Here is a 23,104-nt window from a genome sequence, read left to right on the forward strand (position 1 = left end):
CCGTGCCTGCGAAAGAGCGGATTCTTCAAGCTGCGTTGTTTTCGTCAATTCTGGAGTGCTTACAACAATGGCAAAAATCGTCGACATCAAAGGTCGTGAAGTTCTCGATTCTCGGGGCAACCCAACCGTGGAAGCAGACGTCCTGCTCGACAACGGCATCATTGGCAGCGCTTGCGCGCCGTCCGGTGCTTCCACCGGTTCCCGTGAGGCACTGGAACTGCGTGATGGCGACAAGAGCCGTTACCTGGGCAAGGGCGTTCTGAAAGCCGTCGCCAACATCAACGGCCCGATCCGCGACCTGCTGCTGGGCAAGGATCCTGTTGACCAGAAAGCTCTGGACCGCGCCATGATCGATCTGGACGGTACCGAGAACAAAGCCAAGCTGGGCGCCAACGCCATCCTGGCCGTCTCCCTGGCTGCCGCCAAAGCCGCCGCCCAGGATCAGGATCTGCCGCTGTACGCGCACATCGCCAACCTGAACGGCACCCCAGGCCAGTACTCCATGCCGGTTCCGATGATGAACATCATCAACGGTGGCGAGCACGCCGATAACAACGTCGACATCCAGGAGTTCATGGTCCAGCCAGTTGGCGCCAAGACCTTCTCCGACGGCCTGCGCATGGGCACCGAAATCTTCCACCACCTCAAAGCCGTGCTGAAGGCCCGTGGCCTGAACACTGCCGTGGGTGACGAAGGTGGTTTCGCGCCTAACCTGGCCTCCAACGAAGACGCCCTGGGCGCCATCGCTGAAGCCGTAGCCAACGCTGGCTACAAGCTGGGCACCGATGTGACCCTGGCTCTGGACTGCGCTGCCAGCGAATTCTACGAAGACGGCAAGTACAACCTGTCCGGCGAAGGCAAGTCCTTCGACGCCGAAGGTTTCGCCGACTACCTGAAAGGCCTGACCGAACGCTTCCCGATCATCTCCATCGAAGACGGTCTGGACGAGTCCGACTGGGCTGGCTGGAAGATCCTCACCGACAAGATCGGCGAGAAAGTACAGCTGGTGGGCGACGACCTGTTCGTTACCAACACCAAGATCCTGAAGGAAGGTATCGACAAGAACATCGGTAACTCCATCCTGATCAAGTTCAACCAGATCGGCTCGCTGACCGAAACCCTGGAAGCCATCCAGATGGCCAAGGCTGCCGGTTACACCGCGGTGATCTCGCACCGTTCGGGCGAAACCGAAGACTCCACCATCGCCGACCTGGCCGTGGGTACCGCTGCTGGTCAGATCAAGACCGGTTCGCTGTGCCGCTCCGACCGCGTTTCCAAGTACAACCAACTGCTGCGTATCGAAGAGCAATTGGGCGCCAAGGCGGTGTACCGTGGTCGCGCCGAGTTTCGCGGCTAAGCGATAGATGGTAAAAAGACAGCACTGCGTTGCGCCATGGTCGTCCTGACGGGTGTTTCGCAGGTGCTGCGAGCGGTGAATCACAAAGCCTGGCTTCGGTCAGGCTTCGTGCCATCAGCCCTTCGCAGTTGCGGTCTTTAGCCACTGGATGTCCTGATGCGTAGTCCTTATTGGTTGTTCCTCGTCCTTCTCGCGCTGCTCGGTGGCTTGCAGTATCGCTTGTGGGTGGGCAATGGCAGCCTGGCCCAGGTGACTGAGCTGCAACAGCAGATCGCCGACCAGCACGCCGAAAACGAACGTCTGCTGGAGCGCAACCGCGTGCTCGACGCGGAAGTTCTGGAGTTGAAAAAAGGTATGGAAACCGTCGAAGAACGGGCTCGCCACGAGCTGGGCATGGTCAAGGAGGGTGAAACCCTCTACCAGTTGGCCCAATGAACTCTTCCTTGCCTGCCTTCTGGGCAGTGATCCCCGCCGCCGGCGTGGGTGCGCGAATGGCCGCCGATCGGCCGAAGCAGTACCTGCAACTGGGCGGACTTACGATTCTCGAACACAGCCTCAACTGTTTTCTCGACCATCCCTGTGTGAAGGGGGTGGTGGTCAGCCTTGCCGCTGACGATCCTTTCTGGCCCGACCTGCCGTGTGCCGGCGACCCGCGTATCCAGCGGGCCGCGGGTGGGCGCGAGCGCGCCGACTCGGTGCTCAATGCCTTGTTGCTACTGCATGCCCAGGGTGCGTCCGACAGCGATTGGGTGCTGGTGCATGACGCCGCGCGGCCGAACCTGGCTCGCTCCGACCTGGACCGGCTGCTGCTGGAACTGGCGGATGACCCGGTGGGCGGCCTGCTCGCGGTGCCGGCCCGTGACACCCTCAAGCGCGCCGACGCCGATGGCCGAGTCAGTGCGACGGTCGACCGCAGCACCATCTGGCAGGCCTACACGCCACAGATGTTCCGCCTCGGCGCCCTGCATCGGGCGCTGGCCGACAGTCTGGTGGCGGATGTTGCGATCACCGACGAGGCTTCGGCCATCGAATGGTCCGGGCAGGCGCCGCGCTTGATCGAAGGGCGCAACGACAACATCAAGGTCACCCGTCCTGAGGACCTTGAGTGGCTGCGTCAGCGCTGGGCGATGCGCGGCTGATGGGTCAGGCCCGCTGATACTCCGGCCTCAGTGCCAGTCCTTCACGCAAGTGATCCACCAGTTTGCGCACTTTCGGCGACAGGTGCCGCTGCTGCGGGTAGAGCGCCCACACCGCCGTATTCGGTGGCTGGTGGGCCTCCAGCAGTGAAACCAGAGCGCCACTGCCCAAATGCTCCAGCACGTAATAGTCCGGCAATTGACACAGCCCCATGCCCTGTAACGCGGCATCCAGCACCGCCTGGCCGCTGTTGCAACGCCAGTTTCCCTGAACCCGTTGCGCGATTTCCCGACCCTCCTGCTGCACCGCCCAGATATCCGAACTGCCGATCAGGCAATTGTGCCGCGCCAGCTCCGACAGGCTGTGCGGCCGGCCATAGCGACTGAGGTAATCCGGCGAGGCGCACACGAACATGCGCCGCGGCGCGATTCGGGCGGCCACCAGCCTTGATTCCTGCAGGCGTCCAAGCCGAATCGCCAGGTCCATGCCTTCGTGGAGCAGGTCGAGGGTGTTGTTGGTCAGCTCGATATCCACCCGTAGTTGCGGGTACTGGGTCATGAAGCGGGTGACCAGCGGCACGATAAAGCGTTCGCCATACGCCACCGCGCAGGTCATGCGCAGCAGCCCCTTGGGTTCGCTGTTGAGGTCGCCCATGGCGCGCAAGGCTTCTTCGCGACCGTCCTGCAGTCGCTGGCAATGTTGCAGGAAGGTTTGTCCGGCTTCACTCAGGGTGACGCGTCGCGTACTGCGGTACAGCAGCCGCGTTTGCAGGCGTTCTTCAAGGCGTGCCACCTGGCGGCTGATATGCGAAGAAGAAACGCCAAGGCGCTCGGCGGCGGCGGTGAACTGTCCGGATTCGGCCACCGCCACGAACTCGTCGATGCCTTCCCAGCGGTTGCTCATTGATTATCCCTGCATGGCAATAATGTTTTGTCTTTGGCTGGATTATTCATCAAAAGCGCTTGAATTACACTGCGTGCTTGAACTGTCCCTCAGTTGGAGAAGATTGATGATCAAGTCCCGTGCCGCCGTTGCCTTCGAGGCCAAGAAACCGCTGGAAATCGTCGAAGTCGACGTCGCCATGCCGAAGGCCGGCGAAGTGCTGTTGCGCGTGGTCGCCAGCGGTGTCTGCCACACCGACGCCTACACCCTGTCCGGCGCCGACCCGGAAGGTATCTTCCCGTCGATCCTTGGTCATGAAGGCGGCGCGATCGTCGAGGCCATTGGCGAGGGCGTGACCTCGGTAGCGGTGGGTGATCACGTGATCCCGCTGTACACCCCGGAATGCGGCCAGTGCAAATTCTGTCGTTCGGGCAAGACCAACCTCTGCCAGGCCATCCGCGCGACCCAGGGCAAGGGCCTGATGCCAGACGGGACTACCCGTTTCTCCTACAAAGGTCAGCAACTGTTCCACTACATGGGCACCTCGACCTTCTCCGAGTACACCGTGCTGCCGGAAATTTCCGTCGCCAAGATTCAAAAAGAGGCGCCGCTGGAAAAGGTCTGCTTGCTCGGCTGCGGCGTGACCACCGGTATCGGCGCCGTGCTCAACACCGCCAAGGTCAAGCCGGGTGACACCGTGGCAGTCTTCGGTCTTGGCGGCATCGGTCTGTCGGCGATCATTGGTGCGGTCAAGGCCAAGGCGTCGCGAATCATCGCGGTCGACATCAACCCGAGCAAATTCGAAATCGCCCGCCAACTGGGTGCGACCGACTGCGTCAACCCGAAGGACTACGACCGCCCGATCCAGGAAGTGATCGTCGACCTCACCGACGGCGGCGTGGACTTCTCCTTCGAGTGCGTAGGCAACGTGCAACTGATGCGTGCGGCACTGGAATGCTGCCACAAGGGCTGGGGTGAGTCGGTCATCATCGGTGTCGCTGGTGCCGGGCAGGAAATCGCTACCCGTCCGTTCCAGTTGGTCACCGGCCGCGTCTGGCGTGGTTCGGCCTTTGGTGGCGTGCGTGGCCGCAGCGAACTGCCGAGCTACGTCGACATGGCGGAAAAAGGCGAGATCCCGCTGGATACCTTCATCACCCACACCATGGGGCTGGAGGACATCAACAAGGCCTTCGACCTGATGCACGAAGGCAAGAGCATCCGCAGCGTCATCCATTTCTGAGGTGCTCATGAGCCTGGAAAATATCTCCTGTCAGAAGAGTTCCGGTGGCTGGCACAAGCGTTACCGCCACCGCTCCGAGGTGCTCGGTTGTGACATGGTGTTCGCCGTCTACCTGCCGCCGCAGGCCGAGCAGGGCGGCAAGCTGCCGGTGCTGTACTGGCTGAGCGGCCTGACCTGCACCGACGAGAACTTCATGCAGAAAGCTGGCGCGCACAAGCTCGCCGCCGAGCTGGGGATGATCATCGTCGCGCCGGACACCAGTCCGCGCGGCGCCCAGGTGCCGGGTGATCCTGACGGTGCCTGGGACTTCGGCCTCGGTGCGGGTTTCTACGTGAACGCCACGCAGCAGCCGTGGGCGGCCAACTACCGCATGTACGACTACGTGGTGGACGAGCTGCCAGCACTGATCGAGGCGCATTTCCCGGCCTCGGCCCAGCGCGCTATCAGCGGTCATTCCATGGGTGGGCACGGTGCGCTGGTGTGCGCGTTGCGCAATCCGGGTCGCTATGTGTCGGTGTCGGCCTTCGCGCCCATCAGCAATCCGATGGATTGCCCGTGGGGCCAGAAAGCGTTCAGCCGCTATCTGGGCGAAGACCGTTCGCGCTGGCGCGAGTGGGATGCCAGCGTCCTGATCGCCCAGGCCAGCGAGCGCTTGCCGTTGCTCGTAGACCAGGGCGATCGTGACGACTTCCTGGAAAACCAGCTCAAGCCGCAGGTGCTGCAACAGGCCGCGCAAGCCGCGGGCTACCCGCTGCAACTGCGCTTGCAGCCGGGCTATGACCACAGCTATTACTTCATCGCCAGCTTCATCGATGACCACCTGCGACATCACGCCACAGCCTTGGGGATTGGCCAGGACTGAGTCCTACAATTCAAGCCCAAGGCCCGGCAAAGTAGGTAGAATCACGCCCTGACTCAATCAGGGCGTTTTTTTATGCGTATTGGCCACGGCTACGATGTGCACCGCTTCGCGGACGGCGACTTCATCACCTTGGGAGGCGTGCGGATCCCGCACAAGTTCGGGCTGCTCGCCCATTCCGATGGCGACGTGCTGTTGCATGCCCTGAGCGATGCCTTGCTTGGCGCTGCTGCGCTGGGTGATATCGGCCGCCACTTCCCTGATACCGACCCGCAGTTCAAGGGCGCCGACAGTCGTGTTCTGTTGCGTCATGTGGTTGGCATCGTTCAGGCCAAGGGCTGGAAGGTCGGCAACGTCGACGCAACCATCGTTGCCCAGGCACCGAAGATGGCGCCGCACATCGAACACATGCGTGCGCTGATCGCCGAAGACCTGCAGGTCGAGCTCGACCAGGTCAACGTCAAGGCCACCACCACCGAAAAACTCGGCTTTACCGGGCGTGAAGAAGGCATTGCCGTGCATGCCGTCGCGTTGTTGCTGCCCGCATGAACGAACTCGATCTTCTCGGTCCGCGCGCCAGCGGGCCGGCACTGGGTAGCGCAGTGCTCAAGGCTGTTGCGGAAGACTTCCAGGTCGATGAAGTGCTCGACATCCCGCTGTCGGGAGAGGGTGAGCACCTTTGGCTGTGGGTCGAGAAACGCGACCTCAACACCGAAGAGGCCGCCCGCCGTCTGGCCCGCGCCGCTGGCGTTCCACTGAAGACCATCAGCTACGCCGGGCTGAAGGACCGCCAGGCCCTGACCCGTCAGTGGTTCAGCCTGCATTTGCCAGGCAAGGCCGATCCGGACCTGAGCGCCGCAGAAAACGAAACCCTGCGCATCCTCAAGCGCACTCGTCATTCGCGCAAGTTGCAGCGTGGCGCGCATTCGGCCAACGGTTTCACCTTGCGACTGACTCGGCTGCAGGCGGATCACGCGGCGCTGGATGCTCGTCTCGAACAACTGAAAGCCGAGGGTGTTCCCAACTACTTTGGCACCCAGCGTTTCGGGCATCAGGGTGGCAACGTCGAAGAGGCGCGCCATTGGGCCGAACGCAAGGCCCTGCCGGAGCAGCGCAACCTGCGTTCCCGGGTGCTTTCCAGTGCTCGCAGCTATCTGTTCAACCGGGTGCTGGCCGAGCGTGTGAGCGACGGTAGCTGGCAGCGTGCCCAGGTTGGCGATCTTCTGGCATTCACTGATAGCCGTAGCTTCTTTCCGGCAGGCGAGCCGGAATGTAGCGATCCACGATTGGCCATTCTCGACTTGCATCCCACCGGGCCGTTGTGGGGTGAAGGGTTACCCGCGACGCAGGGCTTGGGCGGCGCCATCGAACAGCGTGTCGCCAGCCAGGAAGCAGCCCTGTGCGAATGGCTTGGCAATGCCGCGCTGAAGCAGGAACGACGCATTCTGCGACTGCCCATTGGGCGTCTGACGTGGCATTATCCAGAGCCTGATACCCTGCAACTGGAATTCATCCTGCCGGCCGGATGTTTCGCCACCGTCGTGGTGCGCGAACTCATTGACCTGGTCCCGGTAGGGCAGACGGACAGCCCATGCGTATTCTGATTTCCAATGACGACGGGGTCATCGCACCCGGACTCGCCGCGCTCCACGATGCGCTGGCGGATTACGCCGAGTGTGTGGTGGTCGCCCCGGATCAAGACAAGAGTGGCGCCAGCAGCTCGCTGACCCTCGATCGTCCGCTGCACCCGCAAACCCTGCCCAACGGCTTTATCAGCATCAACGGCACACCGACCGACTGCGTTCACCTGGGCCTGAATGGCCTGCTTGATCGCGTGCCGGATATGGTCGTTTCGGGGATCAACCTCGGCGCCAACCTGGGTGATGATGTGCTGTATTCAGGCACTGTCGCTGCAGCACTGGAAGGGCGTTTCCTGGGGGGCACCTCGTTCGCGTTCTCGCTGCTGTCGCGCCTGCCCGACAACCTGCCGACTGCTGCCTACATCGCGCGCAAGCTGGTGGAGGCGCAACAGCGCCTGGAACTGCCGCCGCGGACGGTGCTAAACGTCAATATCCCGAACCTGCCGCTCGATCGCATTCGCGGCATCCAGCTGACCCGACTGGGGCACCGCGCGCGGGCTGCAGCTCCGATCAAGGAGGTCAATCCGCGTGGCAAGGAAGGTTACTGGATTGCGGTGGCCGGTGATGCCGAGGACGGTGGTCCGGGCACGGACTTCCATGCGGTCATGCAGGGCTATGTGTCGATCACGCCACTGCAACTGGACCGCACCTTCCATGATGCCTTCGAGCGCATGGATGGATGGTTGGAGGGCGTGCTTTGATGCGTGATCAGGGCGACATGATGCGCCGCGGTATCGGCATGACCTCCCAGCGAACCCGCGAGCGGCTGATCCAGCGCCTGTGCGAGGAAGGGGTGTCCAATCCCCGGGTGCTGGATGTACTGCGTCTTACGCCGCGGCATTTGTTCGTCGATGAAGCGCTGGCGCATCGCGCCTATGAAGACACCGCCTTGCCGATCGGCCATAACCAGACCATTTCACAGCCTTTCATGGTCGCTCACATGAGCGAAGTGCTGCTTGAGGCGGGGCCTTTGGACAAGGTGCTGGAAATCGGCACCGGCTCCGGCTACCAGACTGCCGTGCTGGCGCAGTTGGTGGAGCGGGTGTTCTCGGTGGAGCGCATCAAGGTGCTGCAGGATCGCGCCAAGGAGCGTCTGACCGAACTGAACCTGCGTAATGTGGTGTTTCGTTGGGGCGACGGCAGCGAAGGCTGGCCGGCATTGGCTCCGTACAACGGGATCATCGTCACTGCGGTAGCACCGGAAGTGCCTCAAGCGCTGCTGGATCAATTGGCACCAGGCGGACGCATGGTGATCCCCGTGGGCGCCGTCGGCGAGGCCCAGCAGCTACTGCTCATCGTACGCGAGGAACATGGATTCTCCCGGCGTGTGCTCGGCGCCGTGCGCTTCGTTCCGCTGCTCAACGGAACCCTGTCCTGACCGGTCTTTATTTTCAGAAGCGGCGAATTCTCGGGTCGACGTCGGGTCTATGAGGCGGGCACTGTAAACCTGAGTCTGCAACGGTTCACGTTTTGCACCTGTTCAGAGCGCGCAAGACGCTCATGCCTGGTTATAATTGCAACGTTATTGCATTTTCAAACTCGACACCATTTAAGGGAGCGGCGGGGGAGTCAAACAGTCATTGGGCAGCGTATGGGTCTTTCAAGCATCAGGCTTCTGGTGGTTGCACTTGCCTTTGGCACGCTGGTGACAGGGTGCTCCCGCACCCCTTCTTCTTCCAGCAGCGCACGCGTGGTCGATCGCAACAGTGCAGCCGCCAAACGTCCTGCGGTCACTTCCGGGCAATATGTCGTACGTCCCGGGGACACGTTGTTCTCCATTGCCTTCCGCTACGGCTGGGACTACAAGGCCCTGGCCGCCCGCAACAGCATCGCGCAGCCCTACACCATCCGTCCTGGCCAAACGATCCGTTTCGACGAACCCGGTTCCACCTCTTCACGGGTCGTTTCGTCAACGTCGCCGTCGAGCAAAACCACAGTGACACGGCGTCCCGCCGGCACCCCGCCGCCGGTGAAATCGACAGGTACGGCCGCGACGGCCCCGATCATCACACCTTCCACAGCGCCCACGCAGGTGCCCGCCGCAGAGCGTTCCAGTGGCGGTTGGGCGTGGCCGGCAAACGGCGTGTTGATTGGAAAATTTGCTTCAAACGGTAGTTTGAATAAAGGCATTGATATCGCCGGGGATTTGGGACAGCCTGTTTTTGCAGCGTCTGATGGTTCGGTGGTGTACGCCGGTAGTGGCTTGCGGGGCTACGGTGAACTCGTAATCATCAAGCACAATGAAACCTACGTTAGTGCCTACGGTCATAACCGCAGGCTTTTGGTTCGGGAGGGACAGCAGGTCAAGGTCGGGCAGACAATTGCCGAAATGGGGTCCACTGGCACAGATCGGGTGAAACTTCACTTTGAGATTCGCCGATTGGGCAAACCGGTAGACCCCTTGCAGTTCCTGCCAAACCGCTGATTGGTTGGTACCCGGCCTGTTCCTTAGCGTAATGGGGACAGGCTCTAGCGATGCCATGGATAAGGTACGCTCGAGTCTGAGTTCGAACTCAGCAAAGGACTATAACAATGGCTCTCAGTAAAGAAGTGCCGGAGTTTGACATCGACGATGAGGTTCTCCTCATGGAGACCGGCATCGTTTTGGAAACGGATGTGGTGTCAGACGAACCTGCTGTATCTTCGGTTCGGACAAGGGCCAAACAAGGCTCTTCGCTCAAACAGCACAAGTACATCGATTACACCCGAGCACTTGATGCGACCCAGTTATATCTGAATGAAATCGGTTTCTCTCCTCTGCTTACACCTGAAGAGGAAGTCCACTTTGCGCGCCTGTCGCAAAGCGGCGACCCGGCGGGACGCAAGCGGATGATCGAGAGCAACCTGCGTCTGGTGGTGAAGATCGCCCGGCGCTACGTCAACAGGGGGCTTTCCCTGCTCGACCTGATCGAAGAGGGCAACCTCGGTCTGATCCGTGCGGTCGAGAAGTTCGATCCAGAGCGCGGCTTCCGTTTCTCCACCTATGCCACCTGGTGGATCCGGCAGACCATCGAACGCGCGATCATGAACCAGACGCGGACCATTCGCCTGCCCATCCATGTGGTCAAGGAACTGAACGTCTATCTGCGCGCCGCGCGCGAGCTGACCCAGAAACTCGACCACGAGCCTTCCCCGGAAGAGATCGCCAATCTGCTCGAGAAGCCGGTTGCCGAGGTCAAGCGGATGCTTGGGCTCAACGAGCGGGTTTCCTCGGTGGATGTATCGCTGGGTCCGGATTCGGACAAGACACTGCTCGACACCCTGACAGATGATCGTCCAACGGATCCTTGCGAGCTGTTGCAGGACGATGATCTGTCCCAGAGCATCGATCAGTGGCTAAGCGAGCTGACTGACAAGCAGCGTGAGGTGGTGATTCGCCGTTTCGGTCTGCGCGGTCATGAGAGCAGCACCCTGGAAGATGTAGGGCTGGAGATTGGCCTGACCCGTGAGCGGGTGCGTCAGATTCAGGTCGAAGGGCTCAAGCGCTTGCGTGAGATCCTGGAGAAGAATGGCCTGTCCAGCGAGTCGCTGTTTCAATAATTAAAACGATCCGCCTTGCCCACAGAACGCCCCGACCTGATCGGGGCGTTCTTGTTTATGCGGCTGCCTGAGTGAGTTCCGTCAGAGCTGAGTGTTTTTGTGTAAGTCATCACTTACATCGCATGTAAGCCTTTGCAGTAAATAGGGGTAAATTTTACGTTCAATATGGTCTGAGTTTTTTATAAATCATTGAAAAATAAGAATTTATAAGAATGATTCGACAACCCATGTGTCTTTTTTTGAGAGCCATTGCCAGTTGCGGCGGCGGCGGCAAACGTTAATATTTGACCTGTGTCTACGGACTGACACAGGTTTTCAACGGATGAAGACCAAGGACATCGCAAGACGCGATTCATCAGGATGATGATAGGGAATACAGGGACTACGGAAAAAAATGTGGGCGGGTCAAACCGCCCCTTTTTTTGTCTGCGAAAAATGAAAAAAGGCCCGTTAGGGCCTTTTTTGTTGATCGGGGCGCAAGTCTGGGACTCAGCGCTCCAGATCCTTGATCTTGCCTTTGACGCCGTCGAACTCTTCGGCTTCCGCCAGAGCGTCTTTCTTTTCGGTGATGTTCGGCCAGATTTCCGCCAGCTCGGCGTTCAGCTCGATGAACTCCTGCATGTCATCAGGAACTTCATCTTCCGAGAAGATGGCTTGGGCGGGGCATTCAGGCTCGCACAGCGCACAATCGATGCACTCATCCGGGTGAATGACCAGGAAGTTCGGGCCTTCGTAGAAGCAGTCCACCGGACAGACTTCTACGCAGTCGGTGTACTTGCACTTGATGCAGTTGTCGGTGACGACGAAGGTCATTTCTAATTCTCTCCTCAGGCGACGGCAGCGGTGCCCTTCCAGTCAGGGCCGCTCGGTTTGGTAGGTTGGCGGCGAGCCAGGCTAATAACTCGCCGCTCCGCCAAACCGCGCGGGATTCTAACAGCTTGTAAGGCCGCGCGTTATAACAGAGTCTTCAGTTCATAGAGCATTTCGATAGCTTGGCGCGGCGTCATGTTGTCCATGTCGAGTTTGCCGATCCGTTCAATCGCCGGATGCGGCAGGCTGGCGAACATGTCGCTCTGGTGCGGGACTTGTGGCGCGCTTGGGCTGGAGACCGCCTTCGGCACGTCATGGGGCAGGCTGGAAGTCTCCAGACGGCCGAGGTGCTCGCGGGCTCGTTGAATCACCACGGACGGTACGCCCGCCAACTGCGCCACCGCCAGGCCATAGCTCTGGCTGGCAGGGCCCGGCAGCACGTGATGCAGGAAGACAATACGTTCGTTGTGCTCGGTGGCGTTCAAGTGCACGTTGGCCACCAGCGGCTCGCTTTCCGGCAACACGGTCAGCTCGAAGTAGTGCGTGGCGAACAGCGTGTAAGCGCGCAGTTGAGCCAGTCGCTCGGCGGCGGCCCACGCCAGCGACAGACCGTCGAAGGTGCTGGTGCCACGACCCACTTCGTCCATCAGCACCAGGCTGCGTTCGGTGGCGTTGTGCAGAATATTGGCGGTTTCGCTCATTTCCACCATGAAGGTGGAACGGCCGCCGGCCAGGTCATCGCTGGAACCGATGCGGGTGAAGATGCGGTCCACCAGGGACAGTTGACAGCCGGCTGCGGGCACGTAGCTACCAATATGGGCCAGCAGCACGATCAATGCGGTCTGGCGCATGTAGGTGGACTTACCGCCCATGTTCGGGCCGGTGATGATCAGCATGCGGGTGCTGTCATCCAGGGACAGGTCGTTGGCCACGAAGGGGCTGGTCAGCACCTGTTCGACCACCGGGTGGCGTCCCTGGTCGATCTTCATGCACGGCTCGTCCACGAAGGTCGGACAATTCAGGTCCAGGGTCAGGGCGCGCTCGGCCATGTTGCTCAGCACGTCCAGCTCGGCCAGGGCCGCGGCGGTGTCCTGCAGCGGTGCGAGATGGCTGATCAGCGTTTCCAGCAGCGCGTCATAGAGCATCTTCTCGCGGGCCAGGGCGCGGCTCTTCGCCGACAGCGCCTTGTCTTCGAAGACCTTCAACTCAGGCGTGATAAAGCGCTCGGCGCCCTTGAGAGTCTGGCGACGGATATAGTCCGCCGGCGCTTGCTCGGCCTGTTTGCTGGGCAGTTCGATGAAGTAACCGTGGACGCGGTTATAGCCGACCTTGAGGTTGGCAAGGCCGGTGCGGGCCTTTTCCCGGGCTTCCAAGTCGATCAGGAACTGGCCGGCGTTCTCACTGATCGACAGCAGTTCGTCCAGTTCGCTGTCGTAGCCGGTCTTCAGCACGCCGCCGTCGCGGATGACGGCTGGCGGGTTGTCGATGATGGCTTTTTCCAGCAGGTCGGCCAGTTCCGGATAAGTCCCGGCGATGGCTGCCAAGCGGGCCAGATGCGGCGCTTCCAGCTCGGCCATGGCGTTCTGCAGCTCGGGCAGGGCGCCGAGTGCATCACGCAGGCGTGCCAGGTCGCGCGGTCGAGCGTTGCGCAGGCCGATACGGGCGAGAATCCGCTCGATATCGCCGATGTCTTTCAACTGAGGTTGCAGGCGTTCGAAGCGATAGCTGTCGAGCAGGCAGCGAATCGAACCTTGGCGTGCTTGCAGGACTTTAAGGTCGCGCAGCGGCCGGTTCAGCCAACGGGTCAGCAGACGGCTACCCATGGCTGTCTGGCAGCGATCGATCACCGATTGCAGGGTGTTGTCGCGTCCACCGGCGAGGTTGACGTCCAGCTCCAGGTTGCGCCGGCTGGCACCATCGAGGATGACGGTGTCATCCAGGCGCTCATGCTTCAGGCTGCGCAGGTGGGGCAGGGCGGTGCGCTGGGTTTCCTTGGCGTAGCCCAGCAGGCAGCCGGCGGCACCGATCGCCAGGGTCAACTTGTCGCAACCGAAGCCTTTAAGGTCTTGGGTCGAGAACTGCTGGCAAAGGCTTTTGCGGGCTGAATCACGGTCGAAGTCCCACGGAGCGCGGCGGCGTGAGCCACGGCGTTTCTCGGCGGGCAGACCTTGCGGCCAATCGTCCGGGATCAGCAGCTCCACCGGGTTGATCCGCTCCAGCTCGGCCAGCAGGTTTTCCCAGCCTTTGAGCTCTTGCACCGTGAAGTTACCGCTGGTGATATCCAGCACCGCCAGGCCAAACAGTCGCTCATCGCCGAGAACAGCGGCGATCAGGTTGTCGCGGCGCTCGTCCAGCAGGGCTTCATCACTGATCGTTCCGGGCGTGATGATCCGCACCACTTGGCGTTCCACCGGGCCCTTGCTGGTGGCCGGGTCGCCGATCTGCTCGCAGATCACCACCGACTCACCCAGCTTCACCAGCTTGGCCAGATAGCCTTCGAGCGAGTGGAAGGGGATGCCACACATGGGAATCGACTGCCCGGCCGACTGACCGCGGGCGGTCAGGGTGATATCCAGGAGTTTTGCGGCTTTCTTCGCGTCTTCGTAGAAGATCTCGTAGAAGTCGCCCATGCGGTAGAACATCAGCTGTTCGGGATGCTGATTTTTCAGCTTCCAGTATTGCTGCATCATCGGGGTGTGTGCGGAGAGATCAGACATTCAAGGCCTTACAGCGGGTGTCTTTTGGAAGGTAGTGAAGGGCGCTAATACTACAGGGATTTCTCCTGCGACGCTGAGACGGGGGTATGTCAAATTCTCGCAGGCGCAAGGGCGTGCATATCTTCGCAAGTCAAATGACCAATGCATATTCGCATTGCTTTTCCTGTTGACCCTCGGCAATATGCGTTCCATGCAAAAGCGCAATGTAGCCACCGTCCTGAAATCACTGCTGGACCGCCACGGGATCTCCGCCACGGAGTTGCACCGGCGGACCGGCGTGCCCCAGTCCACCCTGTCGCGGATTCTCGGCGAGAAGATCGTCGATCCTTCGGACAAGCATGTGTCGAAAATCGCCGAATATTTCGGTGTGAGCACTGACCAGCTACGCGGTCGTGTCGACCTGGGCGACAGCCGCGAGCCGGGCCTGTCTGTCGATCATGCCGAATTGCGCGATATCAGCCTGTGGGACGATGAAACCCCCGTCGAGGACGACGAGGTTTCCGTTCCTTTTCTTCGTGAGGTCGAGTTGGCAGCAGGATCAGGAAGATTCGTCATCGAAGAAAGCGAGCGCGCGCGTTTGCGTTTCGGCAAGCGCAGCCTGCGTCACAACGGCGTGCAGTTCGATCATGCCAAGTGCGTGACGGTGCGTGGCAACAGCATGCTGCCGGTATTGCGCGATGGCGCCACGGTGGGGGTCAACACCGGCAAGAGCTCCATCGGCGATATCGTCGACGGCGACCTTTATGCGATCAATCACAACGGCCAGTTGCGGGTGAAGCAGCTTTACCGCTTGCCCACCGGTATCCGCCTGCGCAGCTTCAACCGCGACGAGCATCCTGACGAGGACTACAGCTTCCAGCAGATGCAGGAAGAGCAGATCGCCATCCTCGGTCATGTGTTCTGGTGGGGCATGTACGCCCGCTGAACCCTCCCCGGCATCATCCAAAACCCGCTTCGGCGGGTTTTTTTTCGCCTGTCGAAAACCCTTCGCGACCAATACAGGCGGGGCTTTGATGCGCAAATGCAAATCCACCAATGCAAATATTTCCAAAAATGCATTGACTGTATATGCATCCATGCATAAAGTTTGTCTCAAGCCGGTCAGACACCGGCGGAAAGACAGGCAGCGATGAACAGGCCTCAACTGTTCAGAGGGTTGGCAACTGACCCGGGTGTGCAGCGTAAAGCACCGTAAGCAGTTATCCGGCGGGCAGGTGGCCGCGGTCGGAGGAACAATCTGAAGCGGAGACGCCCTGCACACCAGTCGTGGCAGACGTTTCAACAACGCATTACTGAAAAGCCTGGATGTCCGGGCTTTTTGGAATGCCGAGTGACAACTCGGTCCCATCCCCGTCCGGCCCGTCGCTGTGCGGGAAGAACAAAGGAGGCAGGACCGTGACAAGCGAGCAACAGACGTTGCTGGAAATGCCGATCTGGCTGGTGATCGTCCTGGCGTTGCTGGGCGGGGTATCCGGTGAGATGTGGCGAGCAGACAGGGCCGGTGCCCGCGGCGGAGCGCTGTTCAGACGACTGGCGCTGCGCTCGGGGGCCTGCATGGTCTGCGGTGTATCGACGGTGATGCTGCTGTATGCCAGCGGCCTTTCGATCTGGGCGGCCAGTGCCTTTGGTTGCCTGACTGCGGTCGGTGGTGCGGACGTGGCCATCGGTCTTTACGAGCGCTGGGCCGCGAAGCGATTGGGCCTGGAACAGCCGAGCGGGCAAGCAGGCGAAGACAGTAAGGAGAGACCGTGAGCGAACTGAGCAGACTACATGAGGCCATTACCGCGACCATCAAGGCTGCCATGCCGCAGCTAGAGACCGTCAGCAGTTACACCACGGTGCAGCAGGACACGGCACTGCCCGCGCTGTTCCATACCATCACCGGCCTGGAGCCGAGCACCGATCCGGGCGATGGCCACTCGTGCATTCTCGCGACCTTCGAGGCACGCATTGCCGTCGATGGCCACCGCCCGCAGGCGGCGCTGGAAAGCGCCGAGCTGGCCGCCCAATTGATGGTGGTGCTGCGCAAACAGTACTGGGGCATCGACTTCGTCGAAGAGGCCCACACCCTTCAGGCCTTGCCGCAGGCGACGGATTTGCCGACGACAACCTGGGTATTGCAATGGCAGCAGGTGCTGCACTTGGGTGAAGCCCAATGGCACTGGCCGAATCAACCGCCAGGATCGCTGGTGTTCGCCTTCGATCCGGACAGTGGTCCGGGCAAGGAAGGGGACTACAAGGCGCCGGAGGATTTCGCATGAGCTACGCAAGCTCCATGCATGACCGGATGATTTCTGCATTGTTGATTCCGTGCCGGGTAGTGGCGGTGGACCTGGCCGCAGCCCGGGTACGGGTTTCCGATGGCGCCGGCTGGACCAGCGCCTGGGTGCGCTGGCATAGCCAGGCCGCCGGCAAGGCGCGCCACTGGCGTGCGCCGAGCATCAATGAACAGGGCGTGCTCATCAGCCCCAGTGGCGAGCCGGCGCAGGGCACTTTCGTTCCCGGTCTTTATGGCAACGCCGGCGACCAACCGGACAACCGCGAACACGTCGAAGTCTGGCGCTTCGACGACGGCGGTTCACTGATTTATGACTGGCAGGCGAGCAGCTACAGCATCGACCTGCCGCGCGGAACCCTCACCCTCAAAGTCGGCGGCAGCACGCTGGTGGCCACGCCTGATGCAATCGAACTGACCGCCGCCAACATGACCTTGAATGGCCCGGTGCGGATCAACGGAGCACTGCAGGTTACGGGGGATATCCACGGCGGCGGCGCGATCATCGACACCGCCGGCAACACGCCGAACCACAAGCACTGAAACCTGCCCGCCGACGCGGGCTTTTTTATGCCAAGGAGAACGCCATGGCGAACCTGAATCACAACATCGCAGTCGACACCGGCCTTCCGTATGTCCGCTGCCTGTCGAGTGCTGATCTACGGGAGTGACGCGATGATCGGAATGGATCGCCGGACCGGTCAGCCGTTATCCGGCATTGCACATTTGCGGCAGTCCATCGAAGACATCCTCGGCACGCCGCTGGGTAGCCGCCGCATGCGCCCGGACTACGGCAGCAAGCTGCGGCGCTTTGTCGATCTGCCGGTCAACGAGGGCTGGAAAAGCGCGGTACAGGCGGAAGTAGCCCGTGCCCTGGTGCGCTGGGAACCACGCCTGAAACTGGAGCGGGTCCGGGTGCTGTCGGTGGTGAACGGGCAAGTGAGCCTGCAACTCACCGGACAATACCTGGGCGATAGCCAGATCCTGGAGGTGACGGCATGAGTGGTATCGAACTCTCGGCGCTGCCCGCGCCGCAGGTGTTGGAAGATCTGGATTTCGAGGACATCTTCCAAGGCGACCTGGCGGCCTTCAAGGCGCACATGGGCGAGAGCTGGAACGCACAGTTGGAAAGCGACCCGGTGACCAAGCTGTTGGAAGTCGGCGCCTATCGGACCTTGCTCAACCGGGCTCGGGTCAATGATGCGGCCAAGGCGCTGTTGCTGGCTTATGCCCAAGGTAGCGACCTGGATCAGTTGGCGGCCAACGTTCGCCTGCAACGCTTGATCGTGCAGGAGGCGAAGCCGGACAACATTCCGCCCACCGAACAGATCCTCGAGGAAGACGACGCCCTGCGTGAGCGCATTCAGCTCGTCTACGAGGGACTGACCACCGCCGGGCCGCGCAACAGCTACATCCTGCATGCCCGCAACGCCTCGGGGCTGGTGGCCGATGCCACGGCGGAGAGTTCTTCTCCTGCAGTGGTTGACGTCACGGTGTTGAGCCTGGATGGCAATGGTGTAGCCAGTCCGGAATTGCTGGCGGACGTGATGGCGTACTTGAATGCCGACGATGTCCGGCCCGTGGCCGATCGCCTGAATGTCCGCAGCGCCGAGATCCTGCCGTACCGGATCGACGCAGTGCTGCATATGGTCGGCAACGGTCCGGAAAACGAGGCGACCCTGGCCGAGTGCAGGCGCCGATTGCAGGCCTGGATCAATCCACGACGGCGTCTGGGTGTTGAAGTGCCGCGTTCGGCTATCGACGCGCAACTGCACATCAGCGGTGTGGCCCGGGTCGAGCTGACGGGCTGGGCCGATATCCGCCCGAGCAAGGCGCAGGCGGCATGGTGCGACGGCTTCGATCTCAAGCTGGGAGGCTGATATGACTAGCCTCCTGCCTATCAACAGCACGTTGCTGGAGCGGGCCATCGAGGCTGCATCGACCGACGCTCCCGAGATCCCGTTGCGTGTGCTGTACAACCCCGACACCTGCCCGGCGCACCTGCTGCACCAACTGGCCTGGGCCTGGTCGGTGGATCGCTGGAATGACAGCTGGTCCGATCCGGTCAAGCGCGCGGTGATCCGTTCCTCGTTCGACGTACATGCCCGCAAGGGCACCCTCAGCGCGTTGCGCCGGGTGGTCGAGCCGTTCGGTTACCTGATTGAAGTGGCCGAGTGGTTCAACACCGTGCCGCAAGGCGTGCCGGGGACCTTCGCGCTGAAGATCGGCGTGTCCGACAGTGGCATCAGCGAAGAGACCTACGAGGAACTCACCGCCCTGATCGACGATGCCCGGCCTGTCAGCCGGCACCTCATCGGATTGGCCATTGCCCTCGACACCAAGGGCTACCTGCGCGTTGCTCTGGGCCTGAGCGAAGGCGACGACATCGACATTTACCCGCCCATCCTTCGAGACATCGAGGTGCGCGGCAACCACGGCTTCATCGGCCGTGACCATCAAATCGAAACCCTGGACGTTTACTCATGACTGACCAGAACAGCCAGTTCTTCGCGATCCTCACCGCGGTGGGGGAGGCCAAACAGGCCAACGCGAATGCTTTGGGCGTGCCCTGGACCTTCGCCCAGATGGGCGTTGGCGACGCCAACAATACCGACCCGGTGCCGTTGCGCACCCAGACCAAACTGATCAACGAGCGGCGTCGTGCGCCGCTGAATCAGCTTTCGGTCGATCCGAAAAACGCCAGCATCATCATCGCCGAGCAGGTGATTCCGCCGGATGAGGGTGGTTGGTGGATTCGCGAAATTGGTCTCTACGATGCCGCCGGCGATCTGGTGGCAGTGGCCAACTGTGCGCCGAGTTTCAAACCGCTGCTGAGTCAGGGGACGGGCAAAACGCAGGTGGTGCGGTTGAACCTGATCGTGACCAGTACGGCCAATGTGCAGTTGAAGATTGATCCTTCAGTGGTATTGGCAACGCGGGATTACATCGAAACCGTGATCATGACCGTGCTGCCGCCGACGCGACCAGCAGGAACGTACACCAAAGTTCAGGTCAACAATCGCGGTGTGCTGATCGCAGGTGATAATCCAACGACGCTGACGGGCTATGGCATTACCGATGCGATGCCTAAATATGCCGGGGGCCTTCTGACTCGGCCCGATGCGGTCCAGGGCAAACTCAGGGAAGTAGCCGATACTCGCTTCGTTACTCTTACTGACGCGACCACTGATCGTCCTGCTGGTCTTACCTATGGCGTTGGTATGCATGTGGCGTGGGGTGCAGGCGAGCAAGGCATTGACTTTATTGGAAGCCTGGAGGGCCAGGAGAACTTTTACGTTCGTCATTACACAAAATGGGGAACTGAAGCATATCGTAGGCTTTGGACTGATAAGAACTTTAATCCGGACAGCAAGGCTGACAAGGACAAGGCTCTCGCAGTTGGCAATGTAGTTAGTCAGCAGCAGCCAGTACTCGCCTCGCCGACTACCGGAACACCAACCGGGACCTACGCCTCTGGTGCACTAATCTTGCGTGAAGCCGGAGAAGTCGGGGGTACGGAAACTCGCGAAATGTTTGCGCCGGGAATCGGCTTCCATTGGTTAGGGAACATCGCTGGCAAGCTGGTGATGGACTCTGTTGGCAAACTGAAATGGAACGGGTTGCCTTTGTTGGTTGGTCAAGTTGCGAGTCAGACAGAAGTTGATGTCGGAAGCACCGATACCAACGTCGTGACACCCTTCAAGTTGCGCTGGGGTTTTCGCATGCTTGTTGGCGGTAACGGTTATGTAGTTCTACCGAAGTGGCTGGGCGGATTAATCCTGCAATGGGGTGTCACTTCGGAGCAACTCGTCAATACCGTTGGAAAAACGACCGCTTATTTCGCCTACCCCATTCAGTTCCCCTCCGGCGCATTGTTCGTCACCACCAGCAACGTAGGAACATCCGAACCGCGCAGCAGCGGTGTTGCATCAAACGTTTATGACGCCTCCGGTCTTTTGGTCTCGTTCGAGAATGCCAGGTCGGATCAGTCCGTAGCTGCTCGCTGGTTCGCGATTGGGAGTTGAGAAATGACAAAATTCATTACCTTCGACGAGAACGGCGTGCTGAAAGCGCGCTTGATCGATGGTCTTCATGCGATCCCCGAGGATGCCGTTACGGTTCCAGAGGACTTGTGGAGTCAAACCATTCAGGACACTGACGGAATCTGGCGGATCGATGATGAAGGCAATATTGCCAAACACCCGTACGTCACGGTTGCTGACCTGCCAGCAGTAGAGCGTGCCTGGAGAGATGCCGAACTAGAGCGCATCAAATGGCTCCGCGAACGCCATCGCGACCAACAGGAACTGCAGACACCCACCACCCTGAGCAATGAGCAATTCAGCCAGTTACTGGCCTATCTCCAGGAACTGCGTGACTGGCCTCAGTCCGAGGCATTCCCGGAGGCCGAGGAACGTCCGGTCGCCCCTTCCTGGGTAATTGACCAAATCAACTGAAGCCCCGCACCCGCGGGGCTTTTTCTTACCCGCAACACCCCCGAAAGGCCCCGCACTGACGGGGCCTTCTCACATCTGGAGAAATACCAATGAGTGGATTCTTCCACGGCGTTACCGTCACCAACGTTGACACTGGTTCGCGCAGCATCGCGCTGCCTTCCTCTTCCATCATCGGCCTGGTGGACACCTTCACCGAAGGCCCGACTGCCACTGCCAAGGCCAACGACCTGGTGCTGATCACCAGCGAGCGTGAAGCCATCGCGGCGTTCGGCGCCGATGCGGCGATCACCAAGGCTTGCCAGGCGATCTATGCCCGTGCCAAGGCGGTCATCGTCGCCTGCGGCGTGGCCAAGCTGACCGACGCCGCCGAGCAGACTTCGGCGATCATCGGTGGCGTGCTTGCCGACGGCAAACGTACCGGCCTGCAAGCGCTGCTCGACGGCAAGAGCCGTTTCAACGCCCAGCCACGCCTGCTGGTGACGCCAAAGCACAGCGCCACCCAAGCCGTGGGCACCGCCCTGGTTGCCTTGGCCGACAAGCTGCGCGGCCTGGCCATCATCGACGGTCCGAACACCACCGACGAGGCCGCCCTGGCCTATGCCGAGAACTTCGGCGCCAAGCGTGCCTTCCTGGTCGATCCGGGTGTGAAGTACTGGGACACCGGTGCTGACGCCACTGTCGATGCCCCCGCGTCGGCCTGGGTTGCCGGCCTGTTCGCCTGGACCGACAGCGAGTACGGCTTCTGGGCCTCGCCGTCGAACAAGGAATTCGTCGGCATCACTGGCACCACCCGCCCAGTGGAATTCCTCGACGGCGACGAGACCTGCCGCGCCAACCTGCTGAACAACGCCAACATCACCACCATCATCCGTGATGACGGCTTCCGTCTGTGGGGCAACCGCACCCTGTCCAGCGATCCGAAGTGGGCCTTCGTCACCCGCGTGCGGACCATGGACATCGTCATGGACGCGATCCTCTACGGTCACAAATGGGCGGTTGACCGCTCGATCACCGCGACCTACGTCAAGGACGTGACCGAAGGCCTGGAGAACTTCATGCGCGACCTGAAAGCCCAGGGCGCGATCATCAACTTCGAGGTCTACGCCGACCCCGAGCTCAACACCGCCAGCCAGCTGGAGCAGGGCAAGGTGTACTGGAACATCCGCTTCACCGACGTCCCACCTGCTGAAAACCCCAATTTCCGTGTCGAGGTCACCAACCAGTGGTTGACCGAAATCCTCGACCAGGCCGCTTAAGGAGAACTACCCATGGCAATGATTCCGCAAACCCTCGCCAACCTGAACCTGTTCGTCGACGGCGTAAGCTTCCAGGGCGACGTCAGCAGCCTGACCCTGCCCAAGCTCGCCATCAAGGTCGAAACCCATCGCGTCGGTGGCATGGACACCGCCATCGAGGTCGACCAGGGCATGGAGGCAATGAGTGCCACCTTCAAAACTACCGGTATCCGCCGCGAAGCGCTGAAGTTCTTCGGCCTAGCCGATAGCACCGCTTTCAACGGCACCTTCCGCGGCGCTTTCAAAGGCCTGAAGGGCGCCATCACCCCTGTGGTGGTCACCCTGCGCGGCATGCTCAAGGAAGTGGAAATGGGCGACTGGAAAGCGTCCGAGAAGCCCGAGACCGCTCACGTCGTTTCCCTGACCTACTACAAGCTCGAAATCGATGGCCGTGCGATGTACGAAATCGACCCGCTGGGCATGAAGCGCGTCATCAACGGCGTCGACCAGCTCGCCGCCCAACGTTCGGCCCTGGGCCTCTGAGATAAGGACAAGCTCGTATGACGCAAGCAACGAAAATTCCCGCCTGGCTGACAGTGAGTGCTGACCGTGTTGTGGTCAAACTCAGCCGTCCAACCGAAGCCAATGGCGTGCAGGTCGACAGCTTGTCGCTGCGCGCCCCCACCGTGCGTGACCTGCGTGCCGCGCAGTCGGGTGGCGCTGACGACGAAACCCGGGAGTTGAACCTGTTCGCCTCCCTTGCAGAAGTTGGCACCAAGGACCTGGAGGGGCTGACGCTGAAAGACTACAGCCGTTTGCAGGCCGGCTATTTTCGCTTGGTGCAAGACGACGAGCTTTGATCCCTCAAGGCACAAGGCGGCAGCGAAGCGGCTCGCGAAAGAGCTGAACTTCTCTGCCGCCGAGATCATGACCATGTCGTACAGCGACATGGTCT

General features: G+C 60.9%; 26 protein-coding genes. 23 read left to right on the top strand and 3 right to left on the bottom strand.

All coding sequences use genetic code 11. The features are described from left to right. Positions 1-67 precede the first annotated feature (67 nt). The 3 genes from eno to ispD all read left to right on the top strand — a co-directional run bounded on the left by eno (position 68) and on the right by ispD (position 2,496). Positions 68-1,357, top strand: coding sequence for a phosphopyruvate hydratase (gene eno, locus HWV67_RS11070; RefSeq protein WP_095154066.1), 1,290 nt, complete (start codon positions 68-70; stop codon positions 1,355-1,357). A 156-nt stretch (positions 1,358-1,513) separates the two neighbouring features. Further along, a complete protein-coding gene (gene ftsB, locus HWV67_RS11075; RefSeq protein ID WP_110968289.1) occupies positions 1,514-1,792 on the top strand; it encodes a cell division protein FtsB in 279 nt (92 codons plus the stop codon). Continuing rightward, positions 1,789-2,496: a 2-C-methyl-D-erythritol 4-phosphate cytidylyltransferase gene (gene ispD, locus HWV67_RS11080; RefSeq protein ID WP_175651257.1), complete on the top strand. Its 708-nt coding sequence runs from the start codon at positions 1,789-1,791 to the stop codon at positions 2,494-2,496. Before ftsB ends, ispD begins: the two co-directional genes overlap by 4 nt. A 4-nt stretch (positions 2,497-2,500) precedes the next feature. Here the strand turns inward: ispD and HWV67_RS11085 are convergent, their stop codons facing one another. Then, the gene (locus HWV67_RS11085) at positions 2,501-3,397 is read right to left on the bottom strand and encodes a LysR substrate-binding domain-containing protein (RefSeq protein WP_175651258.1); all 897 of its coding nucleotides are present in this window, start codon (positions 3,395-3,397) and stop codon (positions 2,501-2,503) included. A gap of 106 nt (positions 3,398-3,503) precedes the next feature. Here HWV67_RS11085 and HWV67_RS11090 point away from each other — a divergent pair, with 106 nt between their 5' ends. The 8 genes from HWV67_RS11090 (at position 3,504) to rpoS (ending at position 10,655) form a co-directional block, all read left to right on the top strand. Beyond that, positions 3,504-4,616, top strand: coding sequence for an S-(hydroxymethyl)glutathione dehydrogenase/class III alcohol dehydrogenase (locus HWV67_RS11090; protein WP_095154062.1), 1,113 nt, complete (start codon positions 3,504-3,506; stop codon positions 4,614-4,616). A gap of 7 nt (positions 4,617-4,623) precedes the next feature. Continuing rightward, complete coding sequence (gene fghA / locus HWV67_RS11095) at positions 4,624-5,478, top strand: S-formylglutathione hydrolase (protein WP_371929295.1); 855 nt, start codon at positions 4,624-4,626, stop codon at positions 5,476-5,478. Between the two features lie 72 nt (positions 5,479-5,550). Continuing rightward, positions 5,551-6,024, top strand: a complete 474-nt coding sequence (gene ispF / locus HWV67_RS11100) for a 2-C-methyl-D-erythritol 2,4-cyclodiphosphate synthase (RefSeq protein ID WP_175651260.1) — start codon at positions 5,551-5,553, stop codon at positions 6,022-6,024. Further along, positions 6,021-7,079: a tRNA pseudouridine(13) synthase TruD gene (truD, locus tag HWV67_RS11105; RefSeq protein ID WP_175651261.1), complete on the top strand. Its 1,059-nt coding sequence runs from the start codon at positions 6,021-6,023 to the stop codon at positions 7,077-7,079. The genes ispF and truD overlap by 4 nt, the downstream gene beginning before the upstream one ends. Then, positions 7,067-7,816, top strand: a complete 750-nt coding sequence (surE, locus tag HWV67_RS11110) for a 5'/3'-nucleotidase SurE (protein WP_095154058.1) — start codon at positions 7,067-7,069, stop codon at positions 7,814-7,816. The genes truD and surE overlap by 13 nt, the downstream gene beginning before the upstream one ends. 38 nt (positions 7,817-7,854) lie before the next feature. Continuing rightward, positions 7,855-8,493, top strand: coding sequence for a protein-L-isoaspartate(D-aspartate) O-methyltransferase (locus HWV67_RS11115; protein ID WP_175651925.1), 639 nt, complete (start codon positions 7,855-7,857; stop codon positions 8,491-8,493). A 213-nt stretch (positions 8,494-8,706) separates the two neighbouring features. Continuing rightward, positions 8,707-9,540, top strand: a complete 834-nt coding sequence (locus tag HWV67_RS11120) for a peptidoglycan DD-metalloendopeptidase family protein (RefSeq protein ID WP_175651262.1) — start codon at positions 8,707-8,709, stop codon at positions 9,538-9,540. Positions 9,541-9,647: 107 nt separating this feature from the next. Continuing rightward, positions 9,648-10,655: an RNA polymerase sigma factor RpoS gene (rpoS, locus tag HWV67_RS11125; protein ID WP_095154055.1), complete on the top strand. Its 1,008-nt coding sequence runs from the start codon at positions 9,648-9,650 to the stop codon at positions 10,653-10,655. Between the two features lie 489 nt (positions 10,656-11,144). On the opposite strand, the gene fdxA is transcribed toward rpoS, so the two are convergent. After that, positions 11,145-11,468: a ferredoxin FdxA gene (fdxA, locus tag HWV67_RS11130; protein WP_095154054.1), complete on the bottom strand. Its 324-nt coding sequence runs from the start codon at positions 11,466-11,468 to the stop codon at positions 11,145-11,147. Between the two features lie 140 nt (positions 11,469-11,608). Next, a complete protein-coding gene (gene mutS, locus HWV67_RS11135; protein ID WP_095154053.1) occupies positions 11,609-14,182 on the bottom strand; it encodes a DNA mismatch repair protein MutS in 2,574 nt (857 codons plus the stop codon). Between the two features lie 181 nt (positions 14,183-14,363). Here mutS and HWV67_RS11140 point away from each other — a divergent pair, with 181 nt between their 5' ends. From HWV67_RS11140 to HWV67_RS11195, 12 genes are all read left to right on the top strand, one after another. Next, a complete protein-coding gene (locus HWV67_RS11140) occupies positions 14,364-15,107 on the top strand; it encodes a LexA family transcriptional regulator (RefSeq protein ID WP_095154352.1) in 744 nt (247 codons plus the stop codon). A gap of 470 nt (positions 15,108-15,577) precedes the next feature. After that, on the top strand, positions 15,578-15,934 hold the full coding sequence (locus tag HWV67_RS11145; protein WP_175651263.1) for a phage holin family protein: 357 nt from the start codon (positions 15,578-15,580) through the stop codon (positions 15,932-15,934). Next, positions 15,931-16,443: a hypothetical protein gene (locus HWV67_RS11150; RefSeq protein ID WP_175651264.1), complete on the top strand. Its 513-nt coding sequence runs from the start codon at positions 15,931-15,933 to the stop codon at positions 16,441-16,443. Before HWV67_RS11145 ends, HWV67_RS11150 begins: the two co-directional genes overlap by 4 nt. Further along, positions 16,440-17,000 (top strand): phage baseplate assembly protein V, encoded by a 561-nt coding sequence (locus HWV67_RS11155; protein WP_175651265.1) that lies wholly within the window; start codon positions 16,440-16,442, stop codon positions 16,998-17,000. Before HWV67_RS11150 ends, HWV67_RS11155 begins: the two co-directional genes overlap by 4 nt. A gap of 132 nt (positions 17,001-17,132) precedes the next feature. Then, complete coding sequence (locus HWV67_RS11160; protein ID WP_095154049.1) at positions 17,133-17,459, top strand: GPW/gp25 family protein; 327 nt, start codon at positions 17,133-17,135, stop codon at positions 17,457-17,459. Continuing rightward, on the top strand, positions 17,456-18,337 hold the full coding sequence (locus HWV67_RS11165) for a baseplate assembly protein (RefSeq protein WP_175651266.1): 882 nt from the start codon (positions 17,456-17,458) through the stop codon (positions 18,335-18,337). Before HWV67_RS11160 ends, HWV67_RS11165 begins: the two co-directional genes overlap by 4 nt. 1 nt (position 18,338) lies before the next feature. After that, a complete protein-coding gene (locus HWV67_RS11170; protein ID WP_175651267.1) occupies positions 18,339-18,944 on the top strand; it encodes a phage tail protein I in 606 nt (201 codons plus the stop codon). Then, positions 18,941-20,482: a phage tail protein gene (locus tag HWV67_RS31660; protein WP_256680089.1), complete on the top strand. Its 1,542-nt coding sequence runs from the start codon at positions 18,941-18,943 to the stop codon at positions 20,480-20,482. The genes HWV67_RS11170 and HWV67_RS31660 overlap by 4 nt, the downstream gene beginning before the upstream one ends. Positions 20,483-20,485: 3 nt before the next feature. After that, positions 20,486-20,914: a phage tail assembly chaperone gene (locus HWV67_RS11180; RefSeq protein WP_175651268.1), complete on the top strand. Its 429-nt coding sequence runs from the start codon at positions 20,486-20,488 to the stop codon at positions 20,912-20,914. A gap of 89 nt (positions 20,915-21,003) precedes the next feature. After that, on the top strand, positions 21,004-22,170 hold the full coding sequence (locus HWV67_RS11185; RefSeq protein ID WP_175651269.1) for a phage tail sheath subtilisin-like domain-containing protein: 1,167 nt from the start codon (positions 21,004-21,006) through the stop codon (positions 22,168-22,170). Positions 22,171-22,182: 12 nt separating this feature from the next. After that, positions 22,183-22,692, top strand: a complete 510-nt coding sequence (locus tag HWV67_RS11190) for a phage major tail tube protein (RefSeq protein ID WP_175651270.1) — start codon at positions 22,183-22,185, stop codon at positions 22,690-22,692. Between the two features lie 17 nt (positions 22,693-22,709). Further along, positions 22,710-23,009, top strand: a complete 300-nt coding sequence (locus tag HWV67_RS11195; RefSeq protein WP_095154044.1) for a phage tail assembly protein — start codon at positions 22,710-22,712, stop codon at positions 23,007-23,009. The last annotated feature ends 95 nt before the right edge of the window (positions 23,010-23,104 follow it).

The organism is Pseudomonas sp. Marseille-P9899, from assembly GCF_903166565.1.
Classification (GTDB): domain Bacteria; phylum Pseudomonadota; class Gammaproteobacteria; order Pseudomonadales; family Pseudomonadaceae; genus Aquipseudomonas; species Aquipseudomonas huaxiensis.

Excerpts from the sequence above, each read along its gene's own strand:
- eno (WP_095154066.1), top strand. The coding sequence starts at position 68 with ATGGCAAAAATCGTCGACATCAAAGGTCGTGAAGTTCTCGATTCTCGG.
- ftsB (WP_110968289.1), top strand. The coding sequence starts at position 1,514 with ATGCGTAGTCCTTATTGGTTGTTCCTCGTCCTTCTCGCGCTGCTCGGT.
- ispD (WP_175651257.1), top strand. The coding sequence starts at position 1,789 with ATGAACTCTTCCTTGCCTGCCTTCTGGGCAGTGATCCCCGCCGCCGGC.
- HWV67_RS11085 (WP_175651258.1), bottom strand. The coding sequence starts at position 3,397 with ATGAGCAACCGCTGGGAAGGCATCGACGAGTTCGTGGCGGTGGCCGAA.
- HWV67_RS11090 (WP_095154062.1), top strand. The coding sequence starts at position 3,504 with ATGATCAAGTCCCGTGCCGCCGTTGCCTTCGAGGCCAAGAAACCGCTG.
- fghA (WP_371929295.1), top strand. The coding sequence starts at position 4,624 with ATGAGCCTGGAAAATATCTCCTGTCAGAAGAGTTCCGGTGGCTGGCAC.
- ispF (WP_175651260.1), top strand. The coding sequence starts at position 5,551 with ATGCGTATTGGCCACGGCTACGATGTGCACCGCTTCGCGGACGGCGAC.
- truD (WP_175651261.1), top strand. The coding sequence starts at position 6,021 with ATGAACGAACTCGATCTTCTCGGTCCGCGCGCCAGCGGGCCGGCACTG.
- surE (WP_095154058.1), top strand. The coding sequence starts at position 7,067 with ATGCGTATTCTGATTTCCAATGACGACGGGGTCATCGCACCCGGACTC.
- HWV67_RS11115 (WP_175651925.1), top strand. The coding sequence starts at position 7,855 with ATGACCTCCCAGCGAACCCGCGAGCGGCTGATCCAGCGCCTGTGCGAG.
- HWV67_RS11120 (WP_175651262.1), top strand. The coding sequence starts at position 8,707 with ATGGGTCTTTCAAGCATCAGGCTTCTGGTGGTTGCACTTGCCTTTGGC.
- rpoS (WP_095154055.1), top strand. The coding sequence starts at position 9,648 with ATGGCTCTCAGTAAAGAAGTGCCGGAGTTTGACATCGACGATGAGGTT.
- fdxA (WP_095154054.1), bottom strand. The coding sequence starts at position 11,468 with ATGACCTTCGTCGTCACCGACAACTGCATCAAGTGCAAGTACACCGAC.
- mutS (WP_095154053.1), bottom strand. The coding sequence starts at position 14,182 with ATGTCTGATCTCTCCGCACACACCCCGATGATGCAGCAATACTGGAAG.
- HWV67_RS11140 (WP_095154352.1), top strand. The coding sequence starts at position 14,364 with ATGCGTTCCATGCAAAAGCGCAATGTAGCCACCGTCCTGAAATCACTG.
- HWV67_RS11155 (WP_175651265.1), top strand. The coding sequence starts at position 16,440 with ATGAGCTACGCAAGCTCCATGCATGACCGGATGATTTCTGCATTGTTG.
- HWV67_RS11160 (WP_095154049.1), top strand. The coding sequence starts at position 17,133 with ATGATCGGAATGGATCGCCGGACCGGTCAGCCGTTATCCGGCATTGCA.
- HWV67_RS11165 (WP_175651266.1), top strand. The coding sequence starts at position 17,456 with ATGAGTGGTATCGAACTCTCGGCGCTGCCCGCGCCGCAGGTGTTGGAA.
- HWV67_RS11170 (WP_175651267.1), top strand. The coding sequence starts at position 18,339 with ATGACTAGCCTCCTGCCTATCAACAGCACGTTGCTGGAGCGGGCCATC.
- HWV67_RS31660 (WP_256680089.1), top strand. The coding sequence starts at position 18,941 with ATGACTGACCAGAACAGCCAGTTCTTCGCGATCCTCACCGCGGTGGGG.
- HWV67_RS11180 (WP_175651268.1), top strand. The coding sequence starts at position 20,486 with ATGACAAAATTCATTACCTTCGACGAGAACGGCGTGCTGAAAGCGCGC.
- HWV67_RS11185 (WP_175651269.1), top strand. The coding sequence starts at position 21,004 with ATGAGTGGATTCTTCCACGGCGTTACCGTCACCAACGTTGACACTGGT.
- HWV67_RS11190 (WP_175651270.1), top strand. The coding sequence starts at position 22,183 with ATGGCAATGATTCCGCAAACCCTCGCCAACCTGAACCTGTTCGTCGAC.
- HWV67_RS11195 (WP_095154044.1), top strand. The coding sequence starts at position 22,710 with ATGACGCAAGCAACGAAAATTCCCGCCTGGCTGACAGTGAGTGCTGAC.